This window comes from Vibrio methylphosphonaticus, assembly GCF_023634655.1.
Classification (GTDB): Bacteria; Pseudomonadota; Gammaproteobacteria; order Enterobacterales; family Vibrionaceae; genus Vibrio; species Vibrio methylphosphonaticus.
On the sequence record NZ_JAMKMS010000002.1, the window covers coordinates 300,273 to 323,773 of the forward strand.

Sequence of the window (23,501 nt, forward strand, 5' to 3'; positions counted from 1 at the left end):
CCTTAGTCTTGAGCTACTTTCGTTACGCGTAAGTTAAGTAGTGCTAGTGCACCTACTAGTAGGAAGATGAGTGTCGCAATTGCACTCGCTAGACCGAAGTCTTGACCACCAGAACCTTCAAACGCGATACGGTACGTGTAGTTAACCAATAGGTCGGTGTAACCCGCTGGCTCAGAAGTACCAATCATGTTAGGACCACCATTCGTTAGAAGGGCAATCAGTACGAAGTTGTTGAAGTTAAACGCGAAGGCCGCAATCAGTAGAGGCGTTAGCGGTTTAATCATCAGTGGTATTGTGATCGTAGTAAAGTTCGAGATGAAGTTTGAGCCATCGATAGCGGACGCCTCGTAAAGATCATCAGGAATCGCTTTAAGCATACCCATACATAGGATCATCATGTAAGGGAAACCTAGCCACGTGTTAACAATCAGTATCATGGCCTTAGCAAGCATTGGGTCAGAGAACCAGTTCGGGCTAATGCCAAATAGACCTTCAAGTAGCATGTTCACTTCACCAAAGCTTTGGTTGAACAAACCCTTAAAGATAAGAATCGAGATAAATGCTGGTACCGCATACGGAAGAATCAACAGTACGCGATAAATAGCACGGCCGCGTAGCGCTTCCCACTGGACCACGCTTGCTAGTACAAGACCGATAAGAACCGTTAGGGCTACACTCACTGCTGAGAAGACAAGTGTCCAAATAAAGATACTGATGAAAGGTTCTTTGATGCCATCGTCTTTCCAGACTCGCTCGAAGTTATGAGTACCAATACCGACAACAAAACCAGGCGATACGGTGCTGCCTGTAAATTCACCATTAGCATCAATGGGTTGATAGAAACCGACGTCCATGTTGGTTCTAAAAATCTCGCCTGTTTTGTTATTCAAAAGATCCGTAGAGCCTTCAATATGCGAATACAGCGGCTGAACAGAGGCAAACTTACGTAGTCCGCTCATACGAATATCTTCACCACTTGGCATATTCAAATCCAAGGTGCTGAGTATGGCGCGGCTTTGAATAATTGCTTTAATGGCCTCTTTGTCACCTGTTTTTCCTTCGGAAAGTTTCAGGTCATACTCTGCGGCCGGGTTAGACATATCAATTTCAGGCGTCTCTAATAGTTGCTCGCCATCTTTGACATAAATTACATGTCCGTTCTCGGTCTTGTGCAGGTCGAAAGAGTAGCTATCACCACTTTGAAAGGTGCGCTGCGTTAATACGCTTTGTGTTCGTTCTAATGAAAGTTGGTTTTTAGCACTATAGTTCGTGAAAGCGAGTCCTACGGTATACGCTAAAGGGAAAATAATGAACAAAATCATGCCCGCTATACCTGGGTAGATATAACGATGTGCGTATGTTTTCTTACTGCCAAAGATGTAAAGTGCCAGAGCGGTGAGAATGACAGTAAGCAATGCAAAAGCAAGCTCTCCGCGCGAATACATGAGAATAGTAGCGTAGCCATTAAGGATACCGATCGAGCCTAGAGCTCCCCATTTAAGGAATACTTTTTTACTGCTCGGTGTATCATTGGCTGGCGCTGACATGGCATCTGTACCTTGAACTGACTGCATAAAAGGACCTGCTAGCGATAAATCAAAAAAATAGAATGAAGGAGGGGTTACCCCCTCCTTAAAAGGGTCGTACTAATTTACGAGTAACTAATTAACAATAGTTTCGCTAATTACGTTACTTCGTCATTTGCTTTTCAGCGTCTTCAACGGCTTCATTCACCGTTTGGCGACCATCAACCACGTTAATGATAGTGTTTTTAGCCGATGCCCAGAATGCGCTCATTTGTGGCACGTTTGGCATGATCTCGCCGTTCATTGCGTTATCCATTGTTGCCGCAATGCGCGCATCTGAGTCGAGTTCTTTTTGGAAAGAAGTCAACGCAACCGCACCTAATGGCTTATCGTTGTTCACTTCACGCAAACCGTCGTTTGTTAGTAGGTAGTTTTCTAGGAACTCTACTGCAAGGTCACGGTTAGGTGACGCTGTGCTGATACCAGCCGTTAATACACCAACGAAAGGTTTTGATGCTTGACCGTTGAATTTAGGCAGTGTGGCAACACCATAGTTGATGCCTGATTTTTCAACGTTAGCCCAAGACCAAGGACCATTAATCGTCATCGCAGTCTGACCTTGGTTAAATGCAGCCTCAGATACTGAATAATCCATATCCGCCGAAATCACGCCTTTTTCAACCAGTGATTTAACGAAAGTCAGTGCATCTTTAACACCGTCTTGTGCAATACCCGCGTCTTTAACGTCATAGCCCGTACCTGTGTACTTAAATGCATAGCCGCCATCTGCTGCCATAAGTGGCCATGTGAAGTACGGTTCTTTTAAGTTCCACATAATCGCTGACTTGCCTTCTTTAGCCAGCTTAGTATTTAGCGCTTCAACTTCTTCCCATGTTTTTGGCGGGTTAGGCACTAAATCTTTGTTGTAAATAAGAGATAGCGATTCTACTGCAATTGGGTAACCAATCGTTTTGCCATCATATTGAACCGCATCCCAAGCGAAATCGACAATACCTTCTTTTGTTTCTTTAGAAGGTTTAACTTCTGCTAGAAGACCTGCATCCGCGTATTCACCGAAACGGTCGTGAGCCCAAAAGATAATGTCTGGACCATCACCGGTCGCAGCAACTTGTGGAAAACGACTCTCTAGACCATCCGGATGAGCGACAGTAACTTTAATACCTGTATCTTCTTCGAACTTCTTACCTACTTCTGCAAGTCCGTTATAGCCTTTGTCACCATTAATCCAAATAGTGAGTTGTCCTTCTTCGATAGCAGCATTTGCACCAAAAGAACCAAGAGCAACCAGTGTGCCTAGCGCTACAGTACTAAGGGCTTTTTTCATGTGTATATCCTTTTTATTGTTTTGACAGTAGGGTGATCCAGAGGGTCGTCCAGAGGATTTCCTTAATTTCGATAAGTATCATCCGAAAAATACAGCAAGGTCTCATCCTCCTAATCTCTACGCCCTATCAAGTAGCGACGGTTTCCGTGATCTCAATCGACCACGACTATAGATCAACATCACAAAACAATCTTCTTTTGCGACCCGTTTCACTATTACAACGACGATTTTTTTGAGCTGGATCTCATCAGGCGAATCTCCTCCCTAGCCCCCTACTCCCCTACTACTCCCCCTATAATTATTTTTATCGGGAGGATGTCTAGATTACATGATTCAAGGAAACTGCAGACATCCAAGAGTGGATGGCAAGAACCCTTCCAGCAGGCTCATTCATAGGTTAGAGCGCTGGTTTTACATCGCCGGAGTCATTACGTAGTCACACATTGAAGCACAAGTAGCTATTTTGTTTACGGGGGACGCTTCAATTCTGTGTCGGGGGATACGAATGATGTTTTGGCTTTGAGGGTGGCGCTTATCGTACAGCGCCACCCCTTTTTCTTTCCATCTAGGAGTATTGGTGAGAATAGAAGCGTTCTATTTTTCATATTACACGCCAATACCGAACTCATGACCAATTTCCTATTATCAGCGGTCAAATTATCTCTATAATGACCAGCAGAAAGTAATAAAAATGAATCGAGGACGAGCTACATGGCGAGTGTCACGTTAAAAAATGTTAGTAAAGCGTACGGTGACGTACTGATCTCCAAGAACATCGACCTAGAAATCAACGAAGGTGAATTTGTTGTTTTTGTTGGGCCGTCAGGTTGTGGTAAATCAACGCTATTACGTTGCATTGCAGGTTTGGAAGACATCACGTCCGGTGATTTGTATATTGGTGACGAACGCATGAATGACGTTGAACCGTCAAAGCGTGGGGTTGGTATGGTATTCCAATCTTATGCACTGTACCCTCACCTAAATCTGTATGACAACATGTCTTTCGGTCTTAAGCTGGCGAAAGCTAACAAAGCAGAGATTGATCGTCGTGTCGAGCACGCTGCTGAAATCCTTCAACTAGGTCACCTTTTAGAGCGTCAACCTAAAGCACTTTCTGGTGGGCAACGTCAACGTGTCGCAATCGGTCGAACTTTGGTGTCTCAACCGAACCTATTCCTACTCGACGAACCACTATCCAACTTAGATGCTGCACTTCGTGTCAATATGCGTGCGCAAATCACTAAGCTACAACGCCAACTTGGTTGTACCATGATTTATGTCACACATGATCAGGTAGAAGCGATGACAATGGCCGACAAAATTGTGGTATTGGATGCAGGTTGGGTCTCTCAAGTGGGTAAGCCATTAGAACTGTACCACTACCCTGAAAACCGTTTTGTTGCCGGTTTCATTGGTTCACCAAAAATGAATTTTATGAGTGTTTCCATAGAAGATGTGGAAGCTGAGCAAGTAAAGGTTCAGCTTTCTGATGGCGATTCGTTCTGGATCCCAGTCGATGGTACCACCGTAAACAAAGGCGATCGCATGTCTTTAGGTATTCGTCCAGAGCATCTATTGCGCGCCGACGACGCTGATGCAAAAGTGGAAGGTGAAGTGATGATCGTTGAAAAACTTGGCAACGAAACTCAAGTGTATCTTAACCTTGAAAGCGCGGATGCCGACGTAATTTTCCGTCAGCCGGATACGTTGTCTGTTGAAGCCGGGGATAAATTCGCCATCGGTATTCCAGCTCACCGTTGTCACTTATTCCATAGTGATGGCCGTGCGTGTCGCCGTTTGTATAAAGAAGCGGGTCTATAAGCCGCTCTAAGAGAGACTATCGAACACCTTTGCTTGTAGAGCTCCTCCTTTTTTATTTAGACTGGGGGAGCTTTGTTATATGACAATTTTTTTCAACGAACCATGTCTGCCCGGTTTTTTCTATTATATTGAGTGGAAAGCTTGTTTCATCAAAAACAAAAATCGCGCTACCAGAGGACTGCTCAACATAAAACTCAGACTGAGTAACAGTTTCGATTTTAATAGCTACTTGATTGCTTGTTTCCCCAAAGCCAACCTCTATTGATGTATTGCCAACGGTACAAAAAAAAGGTTCTCTTGTATCACTTAACACAAACGCACTTAGTGAGGTCAAAAAGACGGCAACTAGTGCCGTCTTTAGTTCCAATGTAATCATCATCCCGTATTAGTTCTGCAACACGGTTACAGTGGTATTCATTGAGTTTGACTGAACTACATTCGACACATCACCCCAGCTTTGCGTAACACTGATGGTGTTGTTAGTAGCATTGTCTAAATCAACATTTGACCAGTTGTTGTTGCCACGCTGATTAACTCTGATTCTATTTTCATTACTAGCGTACAGATCAATCATCGATTCATTGTTGTAACGGGTTGTGTTCTTGCCTTGATCTACAAAGATTCTATTGTCAGAAGAACCAGCACCCAATATAACATCTGAGTCATGGTCCGCCCCCATCTGGGTTACTCTAACTAGATTTGAAGACGACCCATCATCAAAACTGACTTCAGAATCATTTTGAATACCAGTTTGGCTAACAAATGTGCGGTTTGATTTGCTCTTACCTGTCGATTTGACGCGCGACCAGTGGTCAATTCCGTTCTGCATCACATCAACTTTAGAATTATCTTCATCATTCGCCATGTATACAACAGAATCGTTAGCGTGACCTTGTTGGTCAATGTCTACGTCAGCTCCACCCGTTTTACCCGCAATCTTGACCAATGAGTCGTTGTAGCTTCTATTTCCGGATTGATTAATATTGACGTTATTGTTGTTACCAGGGCTTTGTAAACGGATATCAACCGCAGAACGGTTACCATCGAAAACACCCAATTGACCTTGAGTTACCTTAACTACGGTACCCTGATCATTAGCTTGTTTGATCACACTTTTATTGTCTTTGTCAGCAGCTGACAAAAGACCATAGCCGTTAAAACTAATCTCTTTTCCTGTTGGGGGCCCTGCTGAAAAAGCAGCCGTAGATACTAGTGCTAAACCTACCGATAATGCTAATAATTTCATATCAATTTCCTTGTTCCTTTTATGTTTCCATGTCGATTAAGACTTCTATAAAAAGAAGCCATTTACTAAACCACTCCAACCTAATTTATCTAGTTAGTCTGGTTTATATAAATTCTCATCGCTCCCGATGCATTTATAATGGCTGCATCTCCTCCATCTTGCGAAATACCTAAATCAGCCCCACCGGAACCAGCAACAAATGCAATGTTATTGTCATTCTCTTGGTTAACGCTGAGTTTACTTGATGGATAAATCATGTTTGCTTGCCCTATTACAGCCAAGTTGTTGTTACCATCTTGGTTAATTAAAGCCTCGCCATGCATGCCCAGCTGTCCGATACCAGCTGCATTGCCATCTCCGTCTTGACTTATATAAGCAACATTTCCGCTCCCTATTTGACCAACAATGGCTGTATTACTTACACCGGTTTGGTTGACACTCGACTTATTACCTCGCCCAAATCCTGCTTTGACCTGAGAGACAATGACAAGAGAGTCTGTCGCATTAGTTATATTCACTTCTGAATAGTTATCTATATCGTTATTTCCAAATTCCAAATCGTTATAGTCGTTAATCACGTCTTGACCCACTCCGTGAAGAAAATCACCGGTAGATTCGACCCCTCCGTTTGGAGCAAAAAATAACGAATTAGCCATTATAGGTGCTGAACTAGCTAGAAGCCCTGTACAAACGAAAAATGCCTTTGCTAGCCTACTCAGTCGAAAACTTGTCGTGCTCCCTATCACTTTCATGTGAGCTCTCCATAATCACTCATTTGACACGAACGTAAAATCGCCCTCCCTTGTCACACTGGGATAATCTTATATTTTCACTGGGAATCTAACCCTAAACTAAAATTGATTTACTCAAATAAATAATCAGAATATTGGTGTATTGTCACCGTTAATACGTTGACCAAAGTATGAAATATATTGTTGCTCAACTACACCTGAAGTTTATGTTTAAACCTCAAGAACTGAGTTAGCCTTTAGAGTAATTTCAAAACGTACTTTCTCATTTTTTAAACGGATTTTTGAATGGGACACACCATGAAAACACGACTGTTTACATTGAAAGTTATTTTGCTTCTCTCCTCTATTGTTGTCACTAAGGCGCACAGCAAGTTGGAGAACGGCGAACCGTTAGAAAATGGGAAAAGACTAGAAAGCCAGCAAGGAGATAAACTTAAGGCACCATTCAACGATTTTAGCGAAGTTGATGGGGTGATTGTCGATAGGACTATAACTCGGTTAGGAGAAGATTTTTATTTTTTCTTTTCTCAACAACTTAACGACAGATATCCAAACCTTAAAGAAAATCTCACTATTAAGGAAATCCCTACAGCGCTCTCAGGTAGCATTATCGAAGTTTATCACTCTCGTAAAGCTATTTACCGGACCGCTCTATCACCAGGTCGACGATTAGCGAAGGATAGAGCGGGCGATGCTATACAGGTCGTAGGTAACTACATAATACGTTGGCAAGCTGAGCGTCTCTATATGGATACTTTCGATCTCGAACATGATGAATTTTAAGGCGGCAAGGATGGCAAATTTATCACCCAGAACAATTTTAGTCTTCGCATTAGCTTCACCCTTTGCGTTAGCAAGTGAATTAGTTTATACCCCAGTAAACCCTAGTTTCGGCGGGAACCCATTAAACAGTACGATTTTAATTAATCATGCCAACGCAATTAATGACTATCAGGATCCAAATTCCAGTTCGTTTGATTTTGAAGAAGAGTCGCCACTTGAACGCCTAGCATCGAGCTTGGAGTCCAGGTTGATCAGTCAGTTACTCGCCGATATAGGCAACGGTAATACCGGACAGTTAGAGACCGACGATTTCTTTCTTAACGTGTTAGACACTAACGGATTACTTACTGTACAAATTGTTGATAAGGCAACCGGAGAATCTACTGAAATTAGTGTTTCCGGTCTTAACCCCGACCTGTAATTTACAAGGAACGTATTATGAAAGGTCTACTTTATTTAAGCCTCGCTTTACTGCTTGGAGGCTGCGCGACATCTCTCGACATACCAGAAACATCTGCAGAGCCGAAACTCATGCCACGCGGCGCTACCTATACGGATTTAATTGCACTGCCAAAACCAGCGGGAAAAATTCTCGTGTCTGTTTACGATTTTAGAGATCAAACCGGACAATATAAGCCTCAGCCTAACAGTAATTTCTCTACTGCTGTACCGCAGGGAGGGACGTCTTTGCTCACAACATCCTTGTTGGATTCTCAATGGTTCATTCCTTTAGAACGTGAAGGGTTACAAAACCTTCTAACCGAACGTAAGATCATCCGTGCCGCTCAGAAAAAAGATAAAGTCATTTCCAACCACGGCGCAGACTTATCTTCTTTGAATTCCGCTAATGTGGTTATTGAAGGGGGAATTGTTGCCTACGATTCCAATATTCGGACTGGTGGCTTAGGCGCTAAGTACCTTGGTGTCGGTGCATCAGGACAATATCGAACCGACCAAGTAACGGTAAACCTTCGTGCCGTTGATGTGAGAAGTGGTCAGGTATTATTAAGTATTACGACGTCTAAAACTATCTCTTCTCACGAAGTGGGTCTCGGCGCTTTCCGCTTCATTGATTACAAAGAGCTGCTAGAAGTTGAGATGGGATACAGTAATAACGAACCCGTTAACATTGCCATTATGTCGGCTATTGATGCTGCCGTCATTCATCTCATCATTAAAGGAATGGAACGTGGGATGTGGTCATCAAACGACCCCGAAGCAAACAATAACCCAATTATTGCTAAGTACTCCAATGCCACAACTGAAATACTGTGATAACGAAGAAAAGAAGACTATTGCATTAGCAAGTAGCCTCAATAAAATTACGAAGTATTAATAATAGAGTCAGCATAAATAATTGTTCATAAGTAACAAACGTTGAAAAGATTATTACCTCGAACATACATTAACAAAATAGGGCTATGCGGAAAATGGATATTACCCGTAGCCCTATTTTCTTTATTTACTTCAGGCGCGCTGTCACTCCTACCATTCGATACTTGAGCTGTCACGATTGCGCCGATTGTCTACAACCCTCGCAAAAATATAATCACAGACTATCGCCTCCATTAAACCGCCGAATTGGTATTATCATGACTACGACGATTAATGAATCAGTGGCATACCAGTAAGAAACGGCAAGCGGACTAACACTTCAATCATTGAAGCAAACTATCCTAACCGATCTCGCTCTCCCTCTAGCATCATGAAGCCAAAAGCTCTTCAATCAACTGCTCCAGTTCATCAAAACTGTTTAGCTGATGTAGAACCACCTGCTTATTACCATTGATGATGATTGTCGGCGTTGACCTAATCCGATAACGTTGCACTAATCGATTAAAGTCCTCAACTTGAACACTAATAGATTGGCATTGTTCTATAAACTTATCTTGGTTTACCCCACACTTTTTTAGAACACTCACTAAGTCTTGCCTATACTCAGGGGCTTGATTTTTCCTAAAATGGATTCGACGTATCAGCGCTCCCATAAATCTATTTTCTAGACCTTGCTCCTTTGCAACGATGAACGCTTCTTGTACATCTCTGCCAAGCGGTCCCATGCCAACAACGATCTCTCTTAACTCGGCATTGTGTTTGTCAGCGATTTGTACAAGGGGATCATGCACCACAGCACAAGGCCCACAAAATGGAGAGTGAAAGAGCATCACTTGCGGCTCAATCGTTGGCTGCTGAGACAATGTTAAGTAGTGCAGTCCCGCTTGGTATGGCGACGCGACAGACGCAAAATGGCTCAGCATGAGTGCCATTAAAATAAAGATTGATTTCATTGGTAAACTCCAGATAAAAACAGGTCGCTACCATAACCAAACGAGCTTAATCAATAAAATGTAAAGGGAATAGAATTGGAGGGAAATGAACTAAGGTCAAAAGGCAGTGATGATAAAAGAACAATTATGTCATTTATCATCACTGCCTTGATATAGAAAGTGAAGCCTAATCAAACATGCCGTTAAACAAACTCATTCGATGCGATATTATTTTTTGCCCACAGTAACGCCTGAAGACGATTTTTCACTTTTATTTTTTTAAAGGTGTTATGTAGGTGCGCCTTAACCGTATTCTCACTGACAAACAGTGAATCCGCAATTTGTGTGTTAGATGCCCCATCGCCAAGCAACTTGATAATTTGCTGTTCTCTTTTGGTTAGCTTTGAGTAGTAAGGGCTGGTTTTTGCGCATTGTCTGCCCCGATAAAACTTAATGTATTCAAACACTAACTTTCGACTCATCCACATTTCACCACGCAAAATACACTCAAAGCCTGTTACCAGCTTGTCAAGATTATCGGTTGAATAGAATATCCCCACCAAATGCTGCCATTTCAGCATATCGGCATGAGAAAGGTCTGGTGATGTATTAATCAGCACTTCTTGTGCTTCAGCACTCAGGTTTTCCCGAAGATCTTGGTACCTCTCGATATGTTTGTCCGTCATAGCTTGATGATCAACAATAACGACATCAAAACTGTATTCCTTTAAGCTAAGCTTACAACTACTTAAACGCTCTGGAGAGACAAGCTTGATCTGAAGATCAACCTTCTGCTCAATTGAGTCTTTAAGTAAGCTTGACTGTAGATTATTTTCCGCCAACAAAATCGCTTGTCGGGTCTTAACGTCTACGGTCGACATAACACACTCCCTGTCTGTATAGGTTCCGAGAATTAACTCTAAAGTTAACCTGTAATTTACATTCGTCAAGTGTCGGCTATGAGACACTAAGCCAAGAAGTAGCAATAATAACATTATTATCAGTTGGTTAACCATAGCGTCTCAGGAGTGAGACTGTATACGCTTATTAAGTAGTTTGTTCACTTTTTGTGATAAACGTTTAAGCACAACGTTTAATCGCGTAGATTCATATTAGAGAGGATAAAGCCGCGGTGTCGTGAATGACACCGCGTGAATAAGGGTTACACTGCTAAGCGTAATTAGTGTAACGGCGCTGCGTTCTTGTCGCTAAATTTGCCGAAATACTGCTCTAAAATTTCAGGAGTCAACTTGCCTTCCGCTTCTAACTGTTTGAGCTTTTGCGCAATTTCACGTTGCTCTTCAATTGAAGGAAGAGAGACTTCTGGCTCACCTTCTGTCTGAGTGGACATTGCCTCTAGTTCTTTCTCAAAATCACTCATCGCCTATTACCTTTACTAAGTTTCATAAATAAGATGTGTCAAATTCTGGCTAGTTTACTGGTTTTACGATTACGAGGCTAGCAACGCCGCATCATCTCTTGTCCTAAACAATGATACGCCGCCCGTTTTGTCCGAAAGCAGGCACATGGAAAGATGCAACCACGTGAACCTCTTTAAAGCCCCTACATAGCGGTTACGATCTCGCCAGTTTACGCTCTATCGTCCAATACCATAGCAAGTGTCATAACAAGGGGATTGAACAATGATAAAGAAGCCCCTACATTATCGGTGCTAATGCGCACATTGAGAAAAATGATACGAGACATTTTGGTTATGAAGCTGAAAAACCGAGGTATTACTGTCTCATGACATAACAAATGGAACTTTCGGCTTTATCGAGCCTCTACTACTTACTTAAGGCTCACCAGACAAACAAGCCACGCTTACTTTGTAGTACGCGAGCATACTGGAAATAATAGCAATAAAGGCCACGATAACTTTGGCGATCAACACAACAGCAGAATCTAACAGTAAAACGGTGCCATGATGTTGATTTAGCCAATACAACGAGCCTTACCGGACCATTAAATTTAAAAGTACCGACCATCGCCCGACGCGGGTATGCATACATGTTTAAGGCATATCACGTATATTCAGGTATATCGCACGTATTGAGTCGATACCGATTGAACAAGGAAACTAACCATGCCTAAGCAAGCCTTTCAACAGCTTCAACATTACTTAGAATCACAGGTTATCGGTCAAGAAGCACTGGTCAAACAGTTATTAATCGCATTACTTGCCGATGGACATATTCTTGTTGAAGGCCCTCCTGGACTCGCTAAAACAAGGGCGGCAAAGGCACTAGCAGATTGTATTGAGGGGAGCTTTCATCGAATCCAATTTACCCCTGATTTATTGCCATCCGACTTAACTGGCACCGATATCTATCGCCCTGAGAGTGGCGAGTTTGAGTTTAAATCAGGTCCAATTTTCCATTCGCTACTGCTTGCTGATGAGGTCAACCGCGCACCTGCAAAAGTACAAGCTGCGATGCTTGAGGCAATGGCTGAGAAGCAGATCAGTGTCGGGCAAACCTCTTACCCATTACCTGAACTTTTTCTTGTCATGGCAACGCAAAACCCTATTGAGCAAGAAGGCACCTATCCCCTACCAGAAGCACAACTCGACCGATTTTTGATGCATCTTGATGTCGATTATCCTGACGCAGAGAGTGAGTTGGCGATTTTAAAGCTTAATCGCGGTGAAGCCCTAGGGCACAACACGCCACCCCAACAAACGATTTCACAATCAGAAATCTTCGCCGCTCGACAGCAAGTGCTCTCCATACATATGGCCGATACCATTGAACGCTATATCGTTCGATTGATTATCGCGACTCGTCAACCGACTCAGTACAGTGACAAATTAGCGAAATGGCTAGAAATGGGGGTGAGTCCGCGTGCCACCATCGCTTTGGATAGAGCAAGCCGCGCCCATGCTTGGTTGGCCGGACGAGACTTCGTTAGCCCTGAAGATATCCACGCAGTGATCTACCCTGTTTTACGCCACCGACTACTGCTGAGTTATCACGCGCAAGCAGAAGGGATCACTGGCAATGATGTGGTTGACGAACTTCTTAGCACTGTTGCTTCTGCGTAACGAACATTTAGGCGGTAGGCAGTTATGTTTTTTCAACGTCGATCAAATCAAGTGAGTCCCTTACAACAGGCGATTGAGCAGGGGAACTTACCTACCTGTAACGGTGTTAGCTTAACCGTAGACGAGCTCGCCTTTTACCAAACTCATGGCAAACGGTGGCAACCACCCGCAAAGAGTTTGTGGTCGCAGCTTAACGGGGCGCATTTAAGCCCCCACAAAGGGCGTGGCATGACGTTCTCTGAGGTCAGGCAATATCAAGCCGGCGATGATGTTAGGCAAATAGACTGGCGGGTCACGGCGCGCACGGGCAAAGTGCACACCAAACTGTTTTCCGAAGAACGAGAGCGACCTGTTGTATTGTTTCTTGACTTAACACCGAGCCTATTTAGTGGCACTAAACTGTTACTTAAGTCTGTGCAGCTGTGTCATTTGGCTAGCCTTTTATGTTGGGTAGCCGTTGCGAATAAAGACCGGGTCGGTGCAGTAATACGAACTCAGGATCGGCTTATTGAGTTACGACCTTCGTCATCTAAAGGCGCGGTATACCAGCTTCTTAATACCATCGTGTCTACGCACAACCGCCAACTTGAGCCCAATATGAGCGCAAAGGCTGAACAGGCTCCCGCCTTTGCGCCGCAAGAGCAAAGTGACGTCAAAACCCAGGCATTTGATGCGCTGAGTAATCTTTGTCGAAAAGGCAGCGAAGTCGTACTTATTAGTGATTTTTCTACCACCACAGCCCATGATTTTGACACGGTTAAGCGCCTTTCTCAGCACAATCGAGTGCGCGCCATTCAACTCTACGATCCACTCGATATCGCCGAGTGCAACAGCAAAGGGCTGCAACGGGTTCGTGGCAAAATCAATGACATGACACTCGACATGAGTAGCGCTCGTACGCGAGCTGCTATCAAACAAGCGTACCTTGACCATCACAGCCGCATTCAATATGAACTCGCATCATTTGGGATACATTTATCGCAGATTTCCACTGGTGCGCCATTACTTCAACAAATTTTAGAACGCCAATCATGACCCCAACCATATCGCATCCATTAGAACTGAGTTCACTGACCCTACCGGCAGCCCCATCATGGTGGCCCCTTGGTCCGGGTTGGTGGATTTCGGGATTAGTTCTCGCTTTCATTATCGTAGGCGCACTATTTTGCTACCGACGAAACAAACAAAAAACACGAGCCAAACGTGCCGCGCTTAATTTGTTCAAGATAGAACGGGACACCTTAACGCCGTCTTCCGCGATTGAAGTCGTTCGACAAGCGGCGCTCAGTTACTACCCTAGGCAAGATATTGCGAAATTAAATGGCCAAAGTTGGTATCAATTTTTAGATTCACAACTGGCAGAGAGTCTCTTTTTTCCCAATCAAACACAGTGGAATCAGGCACTTTACTGCTCGAAACATGCTTATAGCTCTCATCGCTCTGAAACGCTCAATGGTGCAACCCTTACTAATGTCAAAGATCATGCTCAAGCCAGAAATAAAGAGGACGCCGATGCCATACCAGCGGTCTCGCATCAAGATATAGAACACCATACGCTAGTCGCGGATTGTGAACGCTGGATTCAACAAGCACTGCCGCCAAAACGCAAGTACCGCAATTGGAATAGGGGCTAAACATGTCACTGTCATTTGAATGGTGGTGGATGTTCTTTCTTACCCCACTGCCCTACTTTGCTCATAAAATACTGACGCCAAATGTCGCCTCCACCCGCATCATTTTGCCGCATTTGACTGCACTTCCAGAGCAAGCAAATCGTGTGAGAAATGTGGGGAAATTATTGGCAATCAGTGCATGGTTACTGCTCATCATCGCCAGCGCTCGTCCAGTTTGGCTTGGTGAACCCATTGAGATACAGCCTAAACATAGAGACATGATGCTGGTTATTGATCTCTCTTACTCAATGAGTAAAGAAGACATGGCGTTTCAAGGGGATTACATAGACCGACTAACCGCGGTGAAGCACGTCGTCTCTGACTTTGTCGATAAGCGTAAAGGAGATCGTATCGGGTTGGTTTATTTTGCTGATCATGCCTACCTGCAAACACCGCTCACGTTTGATAGAGAAACCATCAAACAACAACTGAATCAGACCGTTTTAAAGTTGATTGGCACACAAACCGCGATTGGCGAAGGAATTGGGCTTGCGACAAAAACATTTATCGACGGGGATGCACCACAGCGAGTGATGATCTTACTCAGCGACGGCAGCAACAACGCTGGCGTTATCGACCCGATAAAAGCGGCTGAAATTGCGAAGAAATACCAGACCACGATCTACACCATTGGTGTAGGCGCTGGTGAAATGCAGGTGAAAGACTTTTTCATGACTCGAACGATTAATACTGCAGAAGATTTAGACGAGGAAACGTTAACTCAGATCGCGACCATGACTGGCGGTGACTATTTTCGAGCCAGAAATGCGCAAGATCTTAGCAAAATATATGACACGATTAACGCACTGCAACCAATCACTCAAGCGACACAAAGTTGGCGACCTCAAACCGAATGGTTTTGGTTACCAGCGTCACTCGCCTTGATGTTACTTAGCGCGCTACTTTTCGTTAGGAGAGACGATGTCTGACTTTATTTTCCTTTATCCGCAGGCTTTATGGTTGCTGCTCCCTGCGATCATCGGCGTAGCCTTGCTAAGCTGGTTAAAACGCAATGGCCGTTCCAATGCTTTGATGGCGCCTCATTTAGCCGCGCACTTTACTCGCGTAAAACCAGGGCACCAATTACGTTTACCTGCGATTTCTGTGCTTATTTTCATCGTCATCACCGCCATCGCCGGACCGAGCTTTCAAAAGCATGCGGTACCCGCCTCGCACACTGACGATGCGCGAGTATTGGTGCTGGATATGTCTCAATCGGTTTATGCCAATGACATTAAACCCAGTCGCCTTGCTCAAATAAAATATAAGGCTCAAGATCTATTACCACTGCTCAAACAAGGGCAAACAGGTCTTATTGCTTACGCGGGAGACGCTTATACCCTGAGTCCGCTCACTGCCGATTCAGCGACATTAAAAAACCTAATTCAGCATCTTTCACCTGACATTATGCCAATTCAGGGAGCTCGAGCTGATCTAGCGGTAGAGCAAGCCATCACCATGATGAAACAAGGGGGGGCTAAACGAGGGGAAATCATATTGTTTGCTGATGACCTCAGCGATAAAGAAACATCCAATATTGAAGCGTTACTACGCGATGGCCATTGGACTCTGTCAGTACTGGCTTTTGGCTCCAAAGCTGGCGCACCTATCCCTCTTCCTGATGGCTCATTACTAAAAAATCAAGCTGGGACAACGGTGGTGGCGAAGACCGACTTTCAAGCTCTACAACAAGTCGCCAGTACTCACGCCGGTCAGTTTAGCACTTACCAAAGCAACAATAGCGATATTGAACAACTTGTCCGCTCGCCAATCAGTTCCTCGTTTAACAGTGGCTCACAGCAAGATAGCACCAACCAGTCCGTCACCACCCATGTCAACAACGGGATTTGGTTACTGCCTGTCGTCTTGTTACTCATGCTACCTTTGTTTAGAAAAGGATTGATCTTCACTCTGCCCCTGTTCTTTATCGCATTCGTTTCCACCCCTTATCCTGTAAAGGCGTCCCCTATGATTGGTTGGTTTAAAAATAGTGACCAGAATGCGTATGAGGCCTTTCAAGACAAACGCTTCGAGCAAGCGGCGAACGAGTTCACCGATGCACAATGGCAAGGCGCCGCCAAATATGAAGCGGGCGACTACCCTGGTGCAATTAAAGCGTGGCAATCACTCGATACGACCGAAGGCATTCACAATTTGGCGCATGCCTACGCCCAAAATGGGGATTTTGATAACGCCATCTCACGCTATGAAACCGTACTAGAACGTGAACCAAACAACCTAGCAGCGCAGCAAGACTTAGCGACGGTTAAACAAGCACAGCAACAGCAACAGCAACAGCAACAGCAACAGCAACAGCAACAGCAACAGCAACAGCAACAGCAACAGCAACAAAAGTCTGATTCTTCAGATCAGCACGGACAACCCGAACAGAATAATAACAACGGCAACAGTGAAGAAAGCAACACCGATGCTTCACGGTCACAAAACGATCACGATTCCATGTCGCAAGCAGACTCTTCACAGACTGACGCTTCACAAGCTAGCGCTGCGCAAAGTAAAGAAAATACCGAGCAAGATCCCGCGTCAGAGCAAACATCAAAACAAGCGCCAAACGAATCCAACGAGCCAAGTAGTACGCAAGGGCAACAACCTGGTGATGAACAACAGCAAACAAAGAAACGAGACACAATGACCGAAGATCAGGCAGGGGGAGCTCCCCAAGAAACGGATGCTAAGAGCGATACTCTATCCAGTGATGCATTCGATCAACGCGACCAATTAGAGGCACTGGATCCAGAATTGCGTCAACTCGAACAAGTAGAATCCGCGCGAGATCCGAGCCGCCTCATTCAAGCCCAAATGTTATTGCAAGCTCGAGATAGAGAGCAACCGACTGCCCAAGGGAAAAACTGGTAATGAAAAACATGAAATTGCATCCTTTGATCCTAAGCCTAATGCTCACTTTGTGTGGACTTATTAGCTTTCCCTCTTGGGCATTAACCGTTACCGCTAGCGTTAATAAAACCAAAGTGAGTAAGGACGAAGTCATTCAACTGCGCATCGTCGCCGACGAGAAACTCGACGGGAGCAAAGTCTCCTTTGACAACCTGAGCGATGATTTTTACACCGGACGTCCCAACTTCAGTTCATCGGTAAACATTCTCAACGGGTCGCGCACCGACAGCAGTGTCTGGACCATTGCCATCGCCCCGCAGCGAATTGGGAAAATCACCATCCCTAGTTTTGATGTGGACGGAGTAAAAACCTCACCAATAACCTTAAGCGTCACCATCGACGAACAAACACCAACCACCGATGACATGATTGAAGTCAGAACACAGATTGGCAAGCAAACTCTGTTTCCGAAAGAAAGTACCCTGCTCGACACGCGCATAATCGTCAAAGTGGATCCCCGCCTGTTACAAAACCCAGAAATGGTCCAGCCACGTGCTGACGGCGTAACATTAGCGCCGGTTGGTGAGCCTAAGCAGTATCAAGCGGTGCTAGACGGTATGGACGTGTTAATCATCGACCAACAGTACAGAGTCACGGCGCAGAATGCCGGGGCATTTACGCTTCATGCGCCAACACTTTCCGGGGGCGTGCTCTATGGTAATAACCGCAGTGGAACAACCAAAATTCTAACACTTAACCCTGAAGCACCCACACTCGCCTTAACAGTACAGCCGATTCCAGAGCACTATCAAGGGGTTTGGTTACCGACGTCTGCACTTTCACTGACGCAATCTTGGCAACGCGCAGATGGTAGTCTTGTGTCCACGCCACACACTGACATGGCAACTGGCGATGCGCTCACCCGAACCATTACCTTACAGGCAATGGGTCTGACGGCAAATCAGCTTCCTAACTTAGCACTACAAAATCCCGATGGGTTTCGTGTCTACCCTGAAAAACCGACGTTTGTTGAAAACAGTGATGGCTCAGTAACCATGACAACTAAGCAAGTCTTAATTGCCAAGAAAACGGGAGAATACCACCTCCCTGAGCTGACGATAAATTGGTGGAATACGGATACAAACCAAGCCGATCAATCCGTTTTGACGGGTCTCTTAGTTAACGTTGAGCAAAGTGATGAAGCGGCCGCTTTAGAATTAAATGGCGGTTCGCCTTCGTCCACCGTTACCGTCGTGCAAGATTCTGGATTTTGGCCTTACCTAAGTGGTGTACTTGGTGTGCTGTGGGTAATTTCAACATTGATGTGGTATCGCGCTCACAAACGAGCGTCTCTTTTAGGTTCTGGCTCCCTATCGAGCCACAGTCGTGATTCGCTTCATGAACCAAACTTGCTTCATAAACAACAGTTAATACAAGCGATTAAAGATAAAAATGCCATCAAGGCGCAATCTGCGTTTCATTTGTGGGTGAAAGAAAATCCGGGGTTATTAGCGCAAGACGTCGAGAATATTCAAGCGTATTTAACGCAGATGAGCCGCAGCGTATTGGTCGAAGAGAACAACACAAATTGCACAAACAACGACGACACCAAAGCAGTGCTCGCGCTAATTGAAGGCTGTCGCGTTTCGGATAAAAGCTCTGAACTGGCTCACTTGTAAGCCATTAAGTCTCATTGCTGAGTGCTGTGTTCCGTTAAGTCCATTTCGTTGAGGCTAACGTTCACGGTAATGGCTATGAATCGCGCACTGCTATAACGCAGGTTAGAAACACGCGGTATAAAAAAAGCGCCTTAATAGGGCGCTTTCAGCAATGACTAACTCATTGTTAGCATCGGATATCGCTTATAGGTAGAAACGAGTACCGATGATGAATTGGTTGTCTTTACGCTTACGGTAATCAACTGTGCTGCCAGTTTCGCCTTGGTTGTCGAAGTTGTAGCCAGTGTATGCACGTAGACGTGGAGAGATTGTGTATTCAGCTTGAACAGACGTACCAGACTTAACGCGAACGTCATTCTGTGTGTCTTTCATCTCTTCGTGCTTAAGAATTAGGTTAAGACCCATGTCTAGACCATAAGCAAGGATAGAATCGAATGCTTCAGTTTCGTTGATAAGTTTGCTATCAAACGAGTTCATGTTCTTGTTGCTTGCTAGTGTAGCGGCAACGTATAGACCAGAACCGAAGTTACCGTACTTACCAGATACTAGGTGAGAATCAGCAAGTTTAGCTACGCCACGCTCAGTGATGTTGCCACTGTTAAATGCGTAGTTAGCGTTAAAGCCTGCAATAGTGTAACCAGCAACAACTTGTGCACGGTTAGTAGAGCTGATCCATGTATTGTTAGCGTCTTTAGGATCAACGACTGAATTTGCACCCTGCCAACCAGCACCGATAGTTAGTGCACCAGCCGTATCGAAATCAATTGTGTTTGAGTAAGCCGCTAGTTTGTCCGCACGAGCGGTACCAAAAATACCTTGGTTGTCGTATAGGAAATCGTTTGACCAACCGATTGGCGTATCAACAACACCTGCCGCCATGTAGTACGGAGACCACTGTGTACCCGCCGCGATGCGGCCGTAAGTCTCGTGACCAAGACCAATGTAGCCTAGACGAGTTTTGAATGTGTCTTTGCCACCTTCAAGCATGTTCATCGCCCATTCCGCTTTGAAGTCTGCCTTGAAGCCGTGACCAATATCTTGGATTACTTCGATGTTGATACGTGGCGATTTCTCTTCAACACGTGCATCTTTACCAGCGTGAGCACCCGTTAGACCGATAGTCGCGTGACCACCGATAGACATTTGAGTACCTTCTTTGTTGTACACTTCTAGTGCGTTTGCTTGAGTACCGATTGCAGCAGCTGTTACTGCAAGTGCTAATAGTGTTTTGTTCATTACGATTTCCATATTGACGGCTTATTATCGAACGATGTCGCTCGATAGGTGTTTAAAGGGCTTCTTTAACGTGAAACGCTGGCAGGCGATTCGGGGTTAAAGACACTAAAAACGTGAACTTGAAATATGGAATTACTTTAAATTGAGAGTTCCCGAATGTGTCGTGAAACAAACTGAAATTTTAGAAGATCAACACACCATCATTTACTACCTTTAAAACAACCACTTAAAACTAAAGATTTATAAACCATGAGATCTACCCACCTTTTACTAGGTTTTCTTTCCTTTTTCTCATTCGTTATGTGAATCACTTGCAATAACTGACATTCAGCACGCAAACGCCAGATACAGAAAAGCCGCTCACAAGGAGCGGCTTTCATCAAACTGTTGGAGCTAAATGGTCATTTTTTCCTTATAGGAAGAAACGAACACCTGCCATCCATACGTTGTCACGAGTGTTGTCTTCTTTGAACTTGCCTGTACCTTCTAGGTCAAATTCGTAGCCTGCGTATGCACGCATGCGAGATGTTACGTCGTACTCAGCTTGGATTGCTGTGGTTGAGTAGATAGTTTCGCCATTGTAACCTTGACCACCTTGATCTCCGTCATATTTAACAGATTCGTAGTTGATCGATAGGTTTAGGCTGTTAGATAGACCGTAAGCTAGAATCGCTTCATAAGCTTTAGTGTCATCTACTTGGTAGCCTTCGTAGCTATTCATGTATTGGTTCATTGCGTAAACACCAGCTACATAAATACCTTTACCGTAAGTACCATACTTAGCAGAAACTAGGTGAGATGTTGCTTTATCATCAACTGACTCTGTTGCAGATGTGATATCACCACCAGTGTATGCGTAGTTAACGCCAAAGCCAGCAACATCATAGCCAAGAGCTACTTGTGCACGTTGACCGAAGTTATACTTAGCAGTATCTGCGTTGTTGTATGTATTTTGGACGTCAGTGGCACCTTGCCAACCTAGACCAAAGTTGAATGCGCCAGCGTTAGCAAAATCGAATGCATTTGAGTAAGCAAGCATAGCGTCAGCACGGCCAGTACCTAGCGCGCCGTGGTTGTCGTATAGGAAGTCATTCGCGAAAGCGATTGGAAGATCCGCAACACCACCAGCATTGTAGTAAGGTGCCCATTGAGTACCTACTGCTACACGACCCATCTCTTCATGGCTTACACCGATGTAACCAAGACGAGTAGTGAAAGAGTTGTCGCCGCCGTTAAGCATGTTAAGCGCCCACTCACCTTTAGCATCAGCAGTAAAGCCGTTGCCTAGATCTTGAGTCGCTTCAAAGTTGATACGCGGAGAAACAGAGTTTACGCCAGCTGCTTCTGATTCAGCGTCCATTACGCCTACAGAAACGTGACCGCCTACTGCGAAAGTAGAACCGTCTTTGTTATAAAGCTCAACTGCTTGTGCAGAAGTACCGAATGCTGCAGCTGCCACTGCTAGTGCGATAAATTTTTTGTTCATTGGGATTTCCATATTTCAAGTTTTGTGCGCCATACATCTACATAATGAATGACATAACGTACATGAAGCTGTTACGTACACAGACATAACACCTATGCATGTAACCCGCTTGCTGTAACGCTGGATTAACATGACGGAAATCACTCTAACCCTAAAGTTCCCAAAGCTTTCATAAAAAGACGTAAAAGATTAAAAACACTGTTTTCTATTTTTGTAAATGCTATAGTTTCAACAACTTAAGATAAATATAAAAAAGGTAAAACAACATAAATAAGCGTGAATTTCAGTCATTTTTAGCTAAATTCGCCTTTCCAAACACCTATCTTTACGCTCTCTAATCTTTCTATGACTATTTTCTTGCACGTGATTTCAACCATTTAGCGTTCTTGATTGTGCTTAACCTTGCGGACAAATAACAGACAAGCTAGGTTGCAACGGTGTAAAAATCATCGTTCTCCCTCTCCACGAGTTACCTGTTTATAAGCCATTCACTCTCCCCAAACATGAATTTGTTTATAAAAATGCCAATGAAGCACACTATATATGAGCTATAGATCACAAAATCAGTACAAAAAATGAACTCTCCACTTCAGGATAAGGAAAGTTCCGAATGCCGTTCTATTCTTGCTTTAGTTACTGATGTGTATGCAGGCATTGGTAAATAGCAATGGCGACATTGCAGTGGTGATACAAATTAAAGGAATATAATTATGAAAATGGCAGCCATCGCAGCAGCGATTACGACAACACTCGTCTCTGGTTCAGCATTAGCGGCAGAGGTTTATAATTCGGATGGAACATCACTAAGCATTGGTGGGCGTGCGGAGTTTCGTGGTGACTTTCAAGGTCAAGCTTCAGGAAGTGAACTTGATGGAACCATGGATAACAAATCTCGTGTCCGTATTAACGTCGGCGGCGAGACTAAAATCACTGATAGTCTTAGTGGTATCGCATTCTATGAGGCTGAACAAACTGTTGTAAACGGCAGTGGCGTGGGATCCAACAGTGCTCAAAATGCTCAGAATAACGCTTTTACACAGCGTTATATGTATGCCGGTCTTTCAACTAACGGTGGAGATGTGACGTTTGGTAAGCAAGATGCGGCAACCGTACAAATATCGCAAATGACCGATACCGTGACAACACACAGTGGGATTCAGAAAACCTTTATCGAAGCTGGTGATGAGCAAATCAATAATGCGATTAACTATTCGGGTTACTTCATGGACGCGCTGTCTGTGAAAGCCAGTTTACTTGCTTCGAATGCGGCAAACGAAGATGGTTGGGCACTGTCTGGATTGTACACCCTGCCGTTTGGCTTAGGTTTAGGTCTTGGTTATGCCGCTAACGAGAATCCAGGAAATAATGCTCAGGACTCTAAGCAATTCCTTGGTGGCCTTAATTACCGCTGGGAAGGGCTATACGTAGCCGCAACCTATACACAAGGCGAAGGGTCTAAAAAAGTCGCGGGCAATAACGACTTTAACAGTGTTGAGTTCGTGGCGCAGTATCGATTTGAGAATAATTTTGAAGCCGTTCTTGGCTACCAAAATGGCCAAATTGACCCTGACGGCAGTGCGAAATTCAATGTTAGTGACTACTATGAGTTAACTGGCATTTATTACTTCAACAAGTCAATTAGAACCTACATCACGTACAAGTTCAATAATTTGAAAGCAGAAGACAAGCAAACAGTAACCTCAAACTCTACAACATCTAATCCTATTTATATGGATGCTGACAACTCTTTACGTCTGGGCTTACGCTACGACTTCTAGTCCCTCTGTT

Annotated in this window: 21 protein-coding genes; 11 read left to right on the forward strand and 10 right to left on the reverse strand. The window is 44.3% G+C overall.

Annotated elements, in window-relative coordinates; genetic code table 11:
* Window positions 1–2: 2 nt before the first annotated feature.
* A complete protein-coding gene (malF, locus tag M9196_RS03670) occupies window positions 3–1,574 on the reverse strand; it encodes a maltose ABC transporter permease MalF (RefSeq protein ID WP_250616168.1) in 1,572 nt (523 codons plus the stop codon).
* 115 nt (window positions 1,575–1,689) lie between these two features.
* Window positions 1,690–2,871, reverse strand: coding sequence for a maltose/maltodextrin ABC transporter substrate-binding protein MalE (gene malE / locus M9196_RS03675; protein WP_250616169.1), 1,182 nt, complete (start codon window positions 2,869–2,871; stop codon window positions 1,690–1,692).
* A gap of 711 nt (window positions 2,872–3,582) precedes the next feature.
* On the opposite strand from malE, the gene malK reads away from it, so the two are divergent.
* On the forward strand, window positions 3,583–4,692 hold the full coding sequence (gene malK / locus M9196_RS03680) for a maltose/maltodextrin ABC transporter ATP-binding protein MalK (RefSeq protein ID WP_250616170.1): 1,110 nt from the start codon (window positions 3,583–3,585) through the stop codon (window positions 4,690–4,692).
* Between the two features lie 52 nt (window positions 4,693–4,744).
* On the opposite strand, the gene M9196_RS03685 is transcribed toward malK, so the two are convergent.
* The 3 genes from M9196_RS03685 to M9196_RS03695 all read right to left on the reverse strand — a co-directional run bounded on the left by M9196_RS03685 (window position 4,745) and on the right by M9196_RS03695 (window position 6,594).
* A complete protein-coding gene (locus M9196_RS03685; RefSeq protein WP_250616171.1) occupies window positions 4,745–5,059 on the reverse strand; it encodes a hypothetical protein in 315 nt (104 codons plus the stop codon).
* A gap of 18 nt (window positions 5,060–5,077) precedes the next feature.
* The gene (locus M9196_RS03690; protein WP_250616172.1) at window positions 5,078–5,938 is read right to left on the reverse strand and encodes a hypothetical protein; all 861 of its coding nucleotides are present in this window, start codon (window positions 5,936–5,938) and stop codon (window positions 5,078–5,080) included.
* 89 nt (window positions 5,939–6,027) lie between these two features.
* The gene (locus M9196_RS03695; RefSeq protein WP_250616173.1) at window positions 6,028–6,594 is read right to left on the reverse strand and encodes a curlin subunit CsgB; all 567 of its coding nucleotides are present in this window, start codon (window positions 6,592–6,594) and stop codon (window positions 6,028–6,030) included.
* Between the two features lie 393 nt (window positions 6,595–6,987).
* Here M9196_RS03695 and M9196_RS03700 point away from each other — a divergent pair, with 393 nt between their 5' ends.
* Genes M9196_RS03700 through M9196_RS03710 form a run of 3 tightly spaced genes read left to right on the forward strand, consistent with a single transcriptional unit; the run spans window position 6,988 to window position 8,748 of the window.
* Complete coding sequence (locus tag M9196_RS03700; protein WP_250616174.1) at window positions 6,988–7,473, forward strand: curli production assembly/transport protein CsgE; 486 nt, start codon at window positions 6,988–6,990, stop codon at window positions 7,471–7,473.
* Window positions 7,474–7,483: 10 nt separating this feature from the next.
* Window positions 7,484–7,894, forward strand: a complete 411-nt coding sequence (locus tag M9196_RS03705; protein ID WP_250616175.1) for a curli assembly protein CsgF — start codon at window positions 7,484–7,486, stop codon at window positions 7,892–7,894.
* A gap of 17 nt (window positions 7,895–7,911) precedes the next feature.
* Window positions 7,912–8,748, forward strand: a complete 837-nt coding sequence (locus tag M9196_RS03710; RefSeq protein WP_250616176.1) for a CsgG/HfaB family protein — start codon at window positions 7,912–7,914, stop codon at window positions 8,746–8,748.
* A gap of 428 nt (window positions 8,749–9,176) precedes the next feature.
* Here M9196_RS03710 and M9196_RS03715 read toward each other — a convergent pair whose 3' ends face one another.
* The 3 genes from M9196_RS03715 to M9196_RS03725 form a co-directional block, all read right to left on the reverse strand.
* Window positions 9,177–9,761 carry a DsbA family protein gene (locus M9196_RS03715; protein ID WP_250616177.1) on the reverse strand — a complete coding sequence of 195 codons (585 nt, stop codon included), beginning with the start codon at window positions 9,759–9,761 and terminating at the stop codon, window positions 9,177–9,179.
* 182 nt (window positions 9,762–9,943) lie between these two features.
* Window positions 9,944–10,621: a LuxR C-terminal-related transcriptional regulator gene (locus M9196_RS03720; RefSeq protein WP_250616178.1), complete on the reverse strand. Its 678-nt coding sequence runs from the start codon at window positions 10,619–10,621 to the stop codon at window positions 9,944–9,946.
* 299 nt (window positions 10,622–10,920) lie between these two features.
* A complete protein-coding gene (locus M9196_RS03725) occupies window positions 10,921–11,121 on the reverse strand; it encodes a restriction endonuclease subunit S (protein WP_250616179.1) in 201 nt (66 codons plus the stop codon).
* Between the two features lie 705 nt (window positions 11,122–11,826).
* Here M9196_RS03725 and M9196_RS03730 point away from each other — a divergent pair.
* Genes M9196_RS03730 through M9196_RS03755 form a run of 6 tightly spaced genes read left to right on the forward strand, consistent with a single transcriptional unit; the run spans window position 11,827 to window position 18,991 of the window.
* On the forward strand, window positions 11,827–12,783 hold the full coding sequence (locus M9196_RS03730) for an AAA family ATPase (RefSeq protein ID WP_250616180.1): 957 nt from the start codon (window positions 11,827–11,829) through the stop codon (window positions 12,781–12,783).
* A 24-nt stretch (window positions 12,784–12,807) separates the two neighbouring features.
* Window positions 12,808–13,818, forward strand: coding sequence for a DUF58 domain-containing protein (locus M9196_RS03735; RefSeq protein ID WP_250616181.1), 1,011 nt, complete (start codon window positions 12,808–12,810; stop codon window positions 13,816–13,818).
* Window positions 13,815–14,417, forward strand: a complete 603-nt coding sequence (locus M9196_RS03740; protein ID WP_250616182.1) for a DUF4381 domain-containing protein — start codon at window positions 13,815–13,817, stop codon at window positions 14,415–14,417. Before M9196_RS03735 ends, M9196_RS03740 begins: the two co-directional genes overlap by 4 nt.
* Before the next feature lie 2 nt (window positions 14,418–14,419).
* Entirely contained in the window at window positions 14,420–15,385 is a 966-nt protein-coding gene (locus M9196_RS03745; protein ID WP_250616183.1) for a vWA domain-containing protein, read from the forward strand.
* Window positions 15,378–17,333: a VWA domain-containing protein gene (locus tag M9196_RS03750; protein ID WP_250616184.1), complete on the forward strand. Its 1,956-nt coding sequence runs from the start codon at window positions 15,378–15,380 to the stop codon at window positions 17,331–17,333. The genes M9196_RS03745 and M9196_RS03750 overlap by 8 nt, the downstream gene beginning before the upstream one ends.
* A complete protein-coding gene (locus M9196_RS03755) occupies window positions 17,333–18,991 on the forward strand; it encodes a BatD family protein (RefSeq protein ID WP_250616185.1) in 1,659 nt (552 codons plus the stop codon). Before M9196_RS03750 ends, M9196_RS03755 begins: the two co-directional genes overlap by 1 nt.
* Before the next feature lie 183 nt (window positions 18,992–19,174).
* On the opposite strand, the gene M9196_RS03760 is transcribed toward M9196_RS03755, so the two are convergent.
* Together M9196_RS03760 and M9196_RS03765 are read right to left on the reverse strand one after the other, a co-directional pair.
* On the reverse strand, window positions 19,175–20,227 hold the full coding sequence (locus M9196_RS03760; protein ID WP_250616186.1) for a porin: 1,053 nt from the start codon (window positions 20,225–20,227) through the stop codon (window positions 19,175–19,177).
* A 412-nt stretch (window positions 20,228–20,639) separates the two neighbouring features.
* Window positions 20,640–21,713 carry a porin gene (locus M9196_RS03765; protein ID WP_250616187.1) on the reverse strand — a complete coding sequence of 358 codons (1,074 nt, stop codon included), beginning with the start codon at window positions 21,711–21,713 and terminating at the stop codon, window positions 20,640–20,642.
* A 710-nt stretch (window positions 21,714–22,423) separates the two neighbouring features.
* Between M9196_RS03765 and M9196_RS03770 the strand changes: the two genes are divergently transcribed.
* A complete protein-coding gene (locus tag M9196_RS03770; RefSeq protein ID WP_250616188.1) occupies window positions 22,424–23,491 on the forward strand; it encodes a porin in 1,068 nt (355 codons plus the stop codon).
* Window positions 23,492–23,501: the final 10 nt, after the last annotated feature.

Excerpts from the sequence above, each read along its gene's own strand:
- M9196_RS03765 (WP_250616187.1), bottom strand. The coding sequence starts at position 21,713 with ATGAACAAAAAATTTATCGCACTAGCAGTGGCAGCTGCAGCATTCGGT.
- M9196_RS03690 (WP_250616172.1), bottom strand. The coding sequence starts at position 5,938 with ATGAAATTATTAGCATTATCGGTAGGTTTAGCACTAGTATCTACGGCT.
- M9196_RS03735 (WP_250616181.1), top strand. The coding sequence starts at position 12,808 with ATGTTTTTTCAACGTCGATCAAATCAAGTGAGTCCCTTACAACAGGCG.
- M9196_RS03710 (WP_250616176.1), top strand. The coding sequence starts at position 7,912 with ATGAAAGGTCTACTTTATTTAAGCCTCGCTTTACTGCTTGGAGGCTGC.
- M9196_RS03720 (WP_250616178.1), bottom strand. The coding sequence starts at position 10,621 with ATGTCGACCGTAGACGTTAAGACCCGACAAGCGATTTTGTTGGCGGAA.
- M9196_RS03695 (WP_250616173.1), bottom strand. The coding sequence starts at position 6,594 with ATGGCTAATTCGTTATTTTTTGCTCCAAACGGAGGGGTCGAATCTACC.
- M9196_RS03730 (WP_250616180.1), top strand. The coding sequence starts at position 11,827 with ATGCCTAAGCAAGCCTTTCAACAGCTTCAACATTACTTAGAATCACAG.
- malF (WP_250616168.1), bottom strand. The coding sequence starts at position 1,574 with ATGCAGTCAGTTCAAGGTACAGATGCCATGTCAGCGCCAGCCAATGAT.
- M9196_RS03700 (WP_250616174.1), top strand. The coding sequence starts at position 6,988 with ATGAAAACACGACTGTTTACATTGAAAGTTATTTTGCTTCTCTCCTCT.
- malK (WP_250616170.1), top strand. The coding sequence starts at position 3,583 with ATGGCGAGTGTCACGTTAAAAAATGTTAGTAAAGCGTACGGTGACGTA.
- M9196_RS03755 (WP_250616185.1), top strand. The coding sequence starts at position 17,333 with ATGAAAAACATGAAATTGCATCCTTTGATCCTAAGCCTAATGCTCACT.
- M9196_RS03750 (WP_250616184.1), top strand. The coding sequence starts at position 15,378 with ATGTCTGACTTTATTTTCCTTTATCCGCAGGCTTTATGGTTGCTGCTC.
- M9196_RS03770 (WP_250616188.1), top strand. The coding sequence starts at position 22,424 with ATGAAAATGGCAGCCATCGCAGCAGCGATTACGACAACACTCGTCTCT.
- M9196_RS03725 (WP_250616179.1), bottom strand. The coding sequence starts at position 11,121 with ATGAGTGATTTTGAGAAAGAACTAGAGGCAATGTCCACTCAGACAGAA.
- malE (WP_250616169.1), bottom strand. The coding sequence starts at position 2,871 with ATGAAAAAAGCCCTTAGTACTGTAGCGCTAGGCACACTGGTTGCTCTT.
- M9196_RS03715 (WP_250616177.1), bottom strand. The coding sequence starts at position 9,761 with ATGAAATCAATCTTTATTTTAATGGCACTCATGCTGAGCCATTTTGCG.
- M9196_RS03760 (WP_250616186.1), bottom strand. The coding sequence starts at position 20,227 with ATGAACAAAACACTATTAGCACTTGCAGTAACAGCTGCTGCAATCGGT.
- M9196_RS03745 (WP_250616183.1), top strand. The coding sequence starts at position 14,420 with ATGTCACTGTCATTTGAATGGTGGTGGATGTTCTTTCTTACCCCACTG.
- M9196_RS03705 (WP_250616175.1), top strand. The coding sequence starts at position 7,484 with ATGGCAAATTTATCACCCAGAACAATTTTAGTCTTCGCATTAGCTTCA.
- M9196_RS03740 (WP_250616182.1), top strand. The coding sequence starts at position 13,815 with ATGACCCCAACCATATCGCATCCATTAGAACTGAGTTCACTGACCCTA.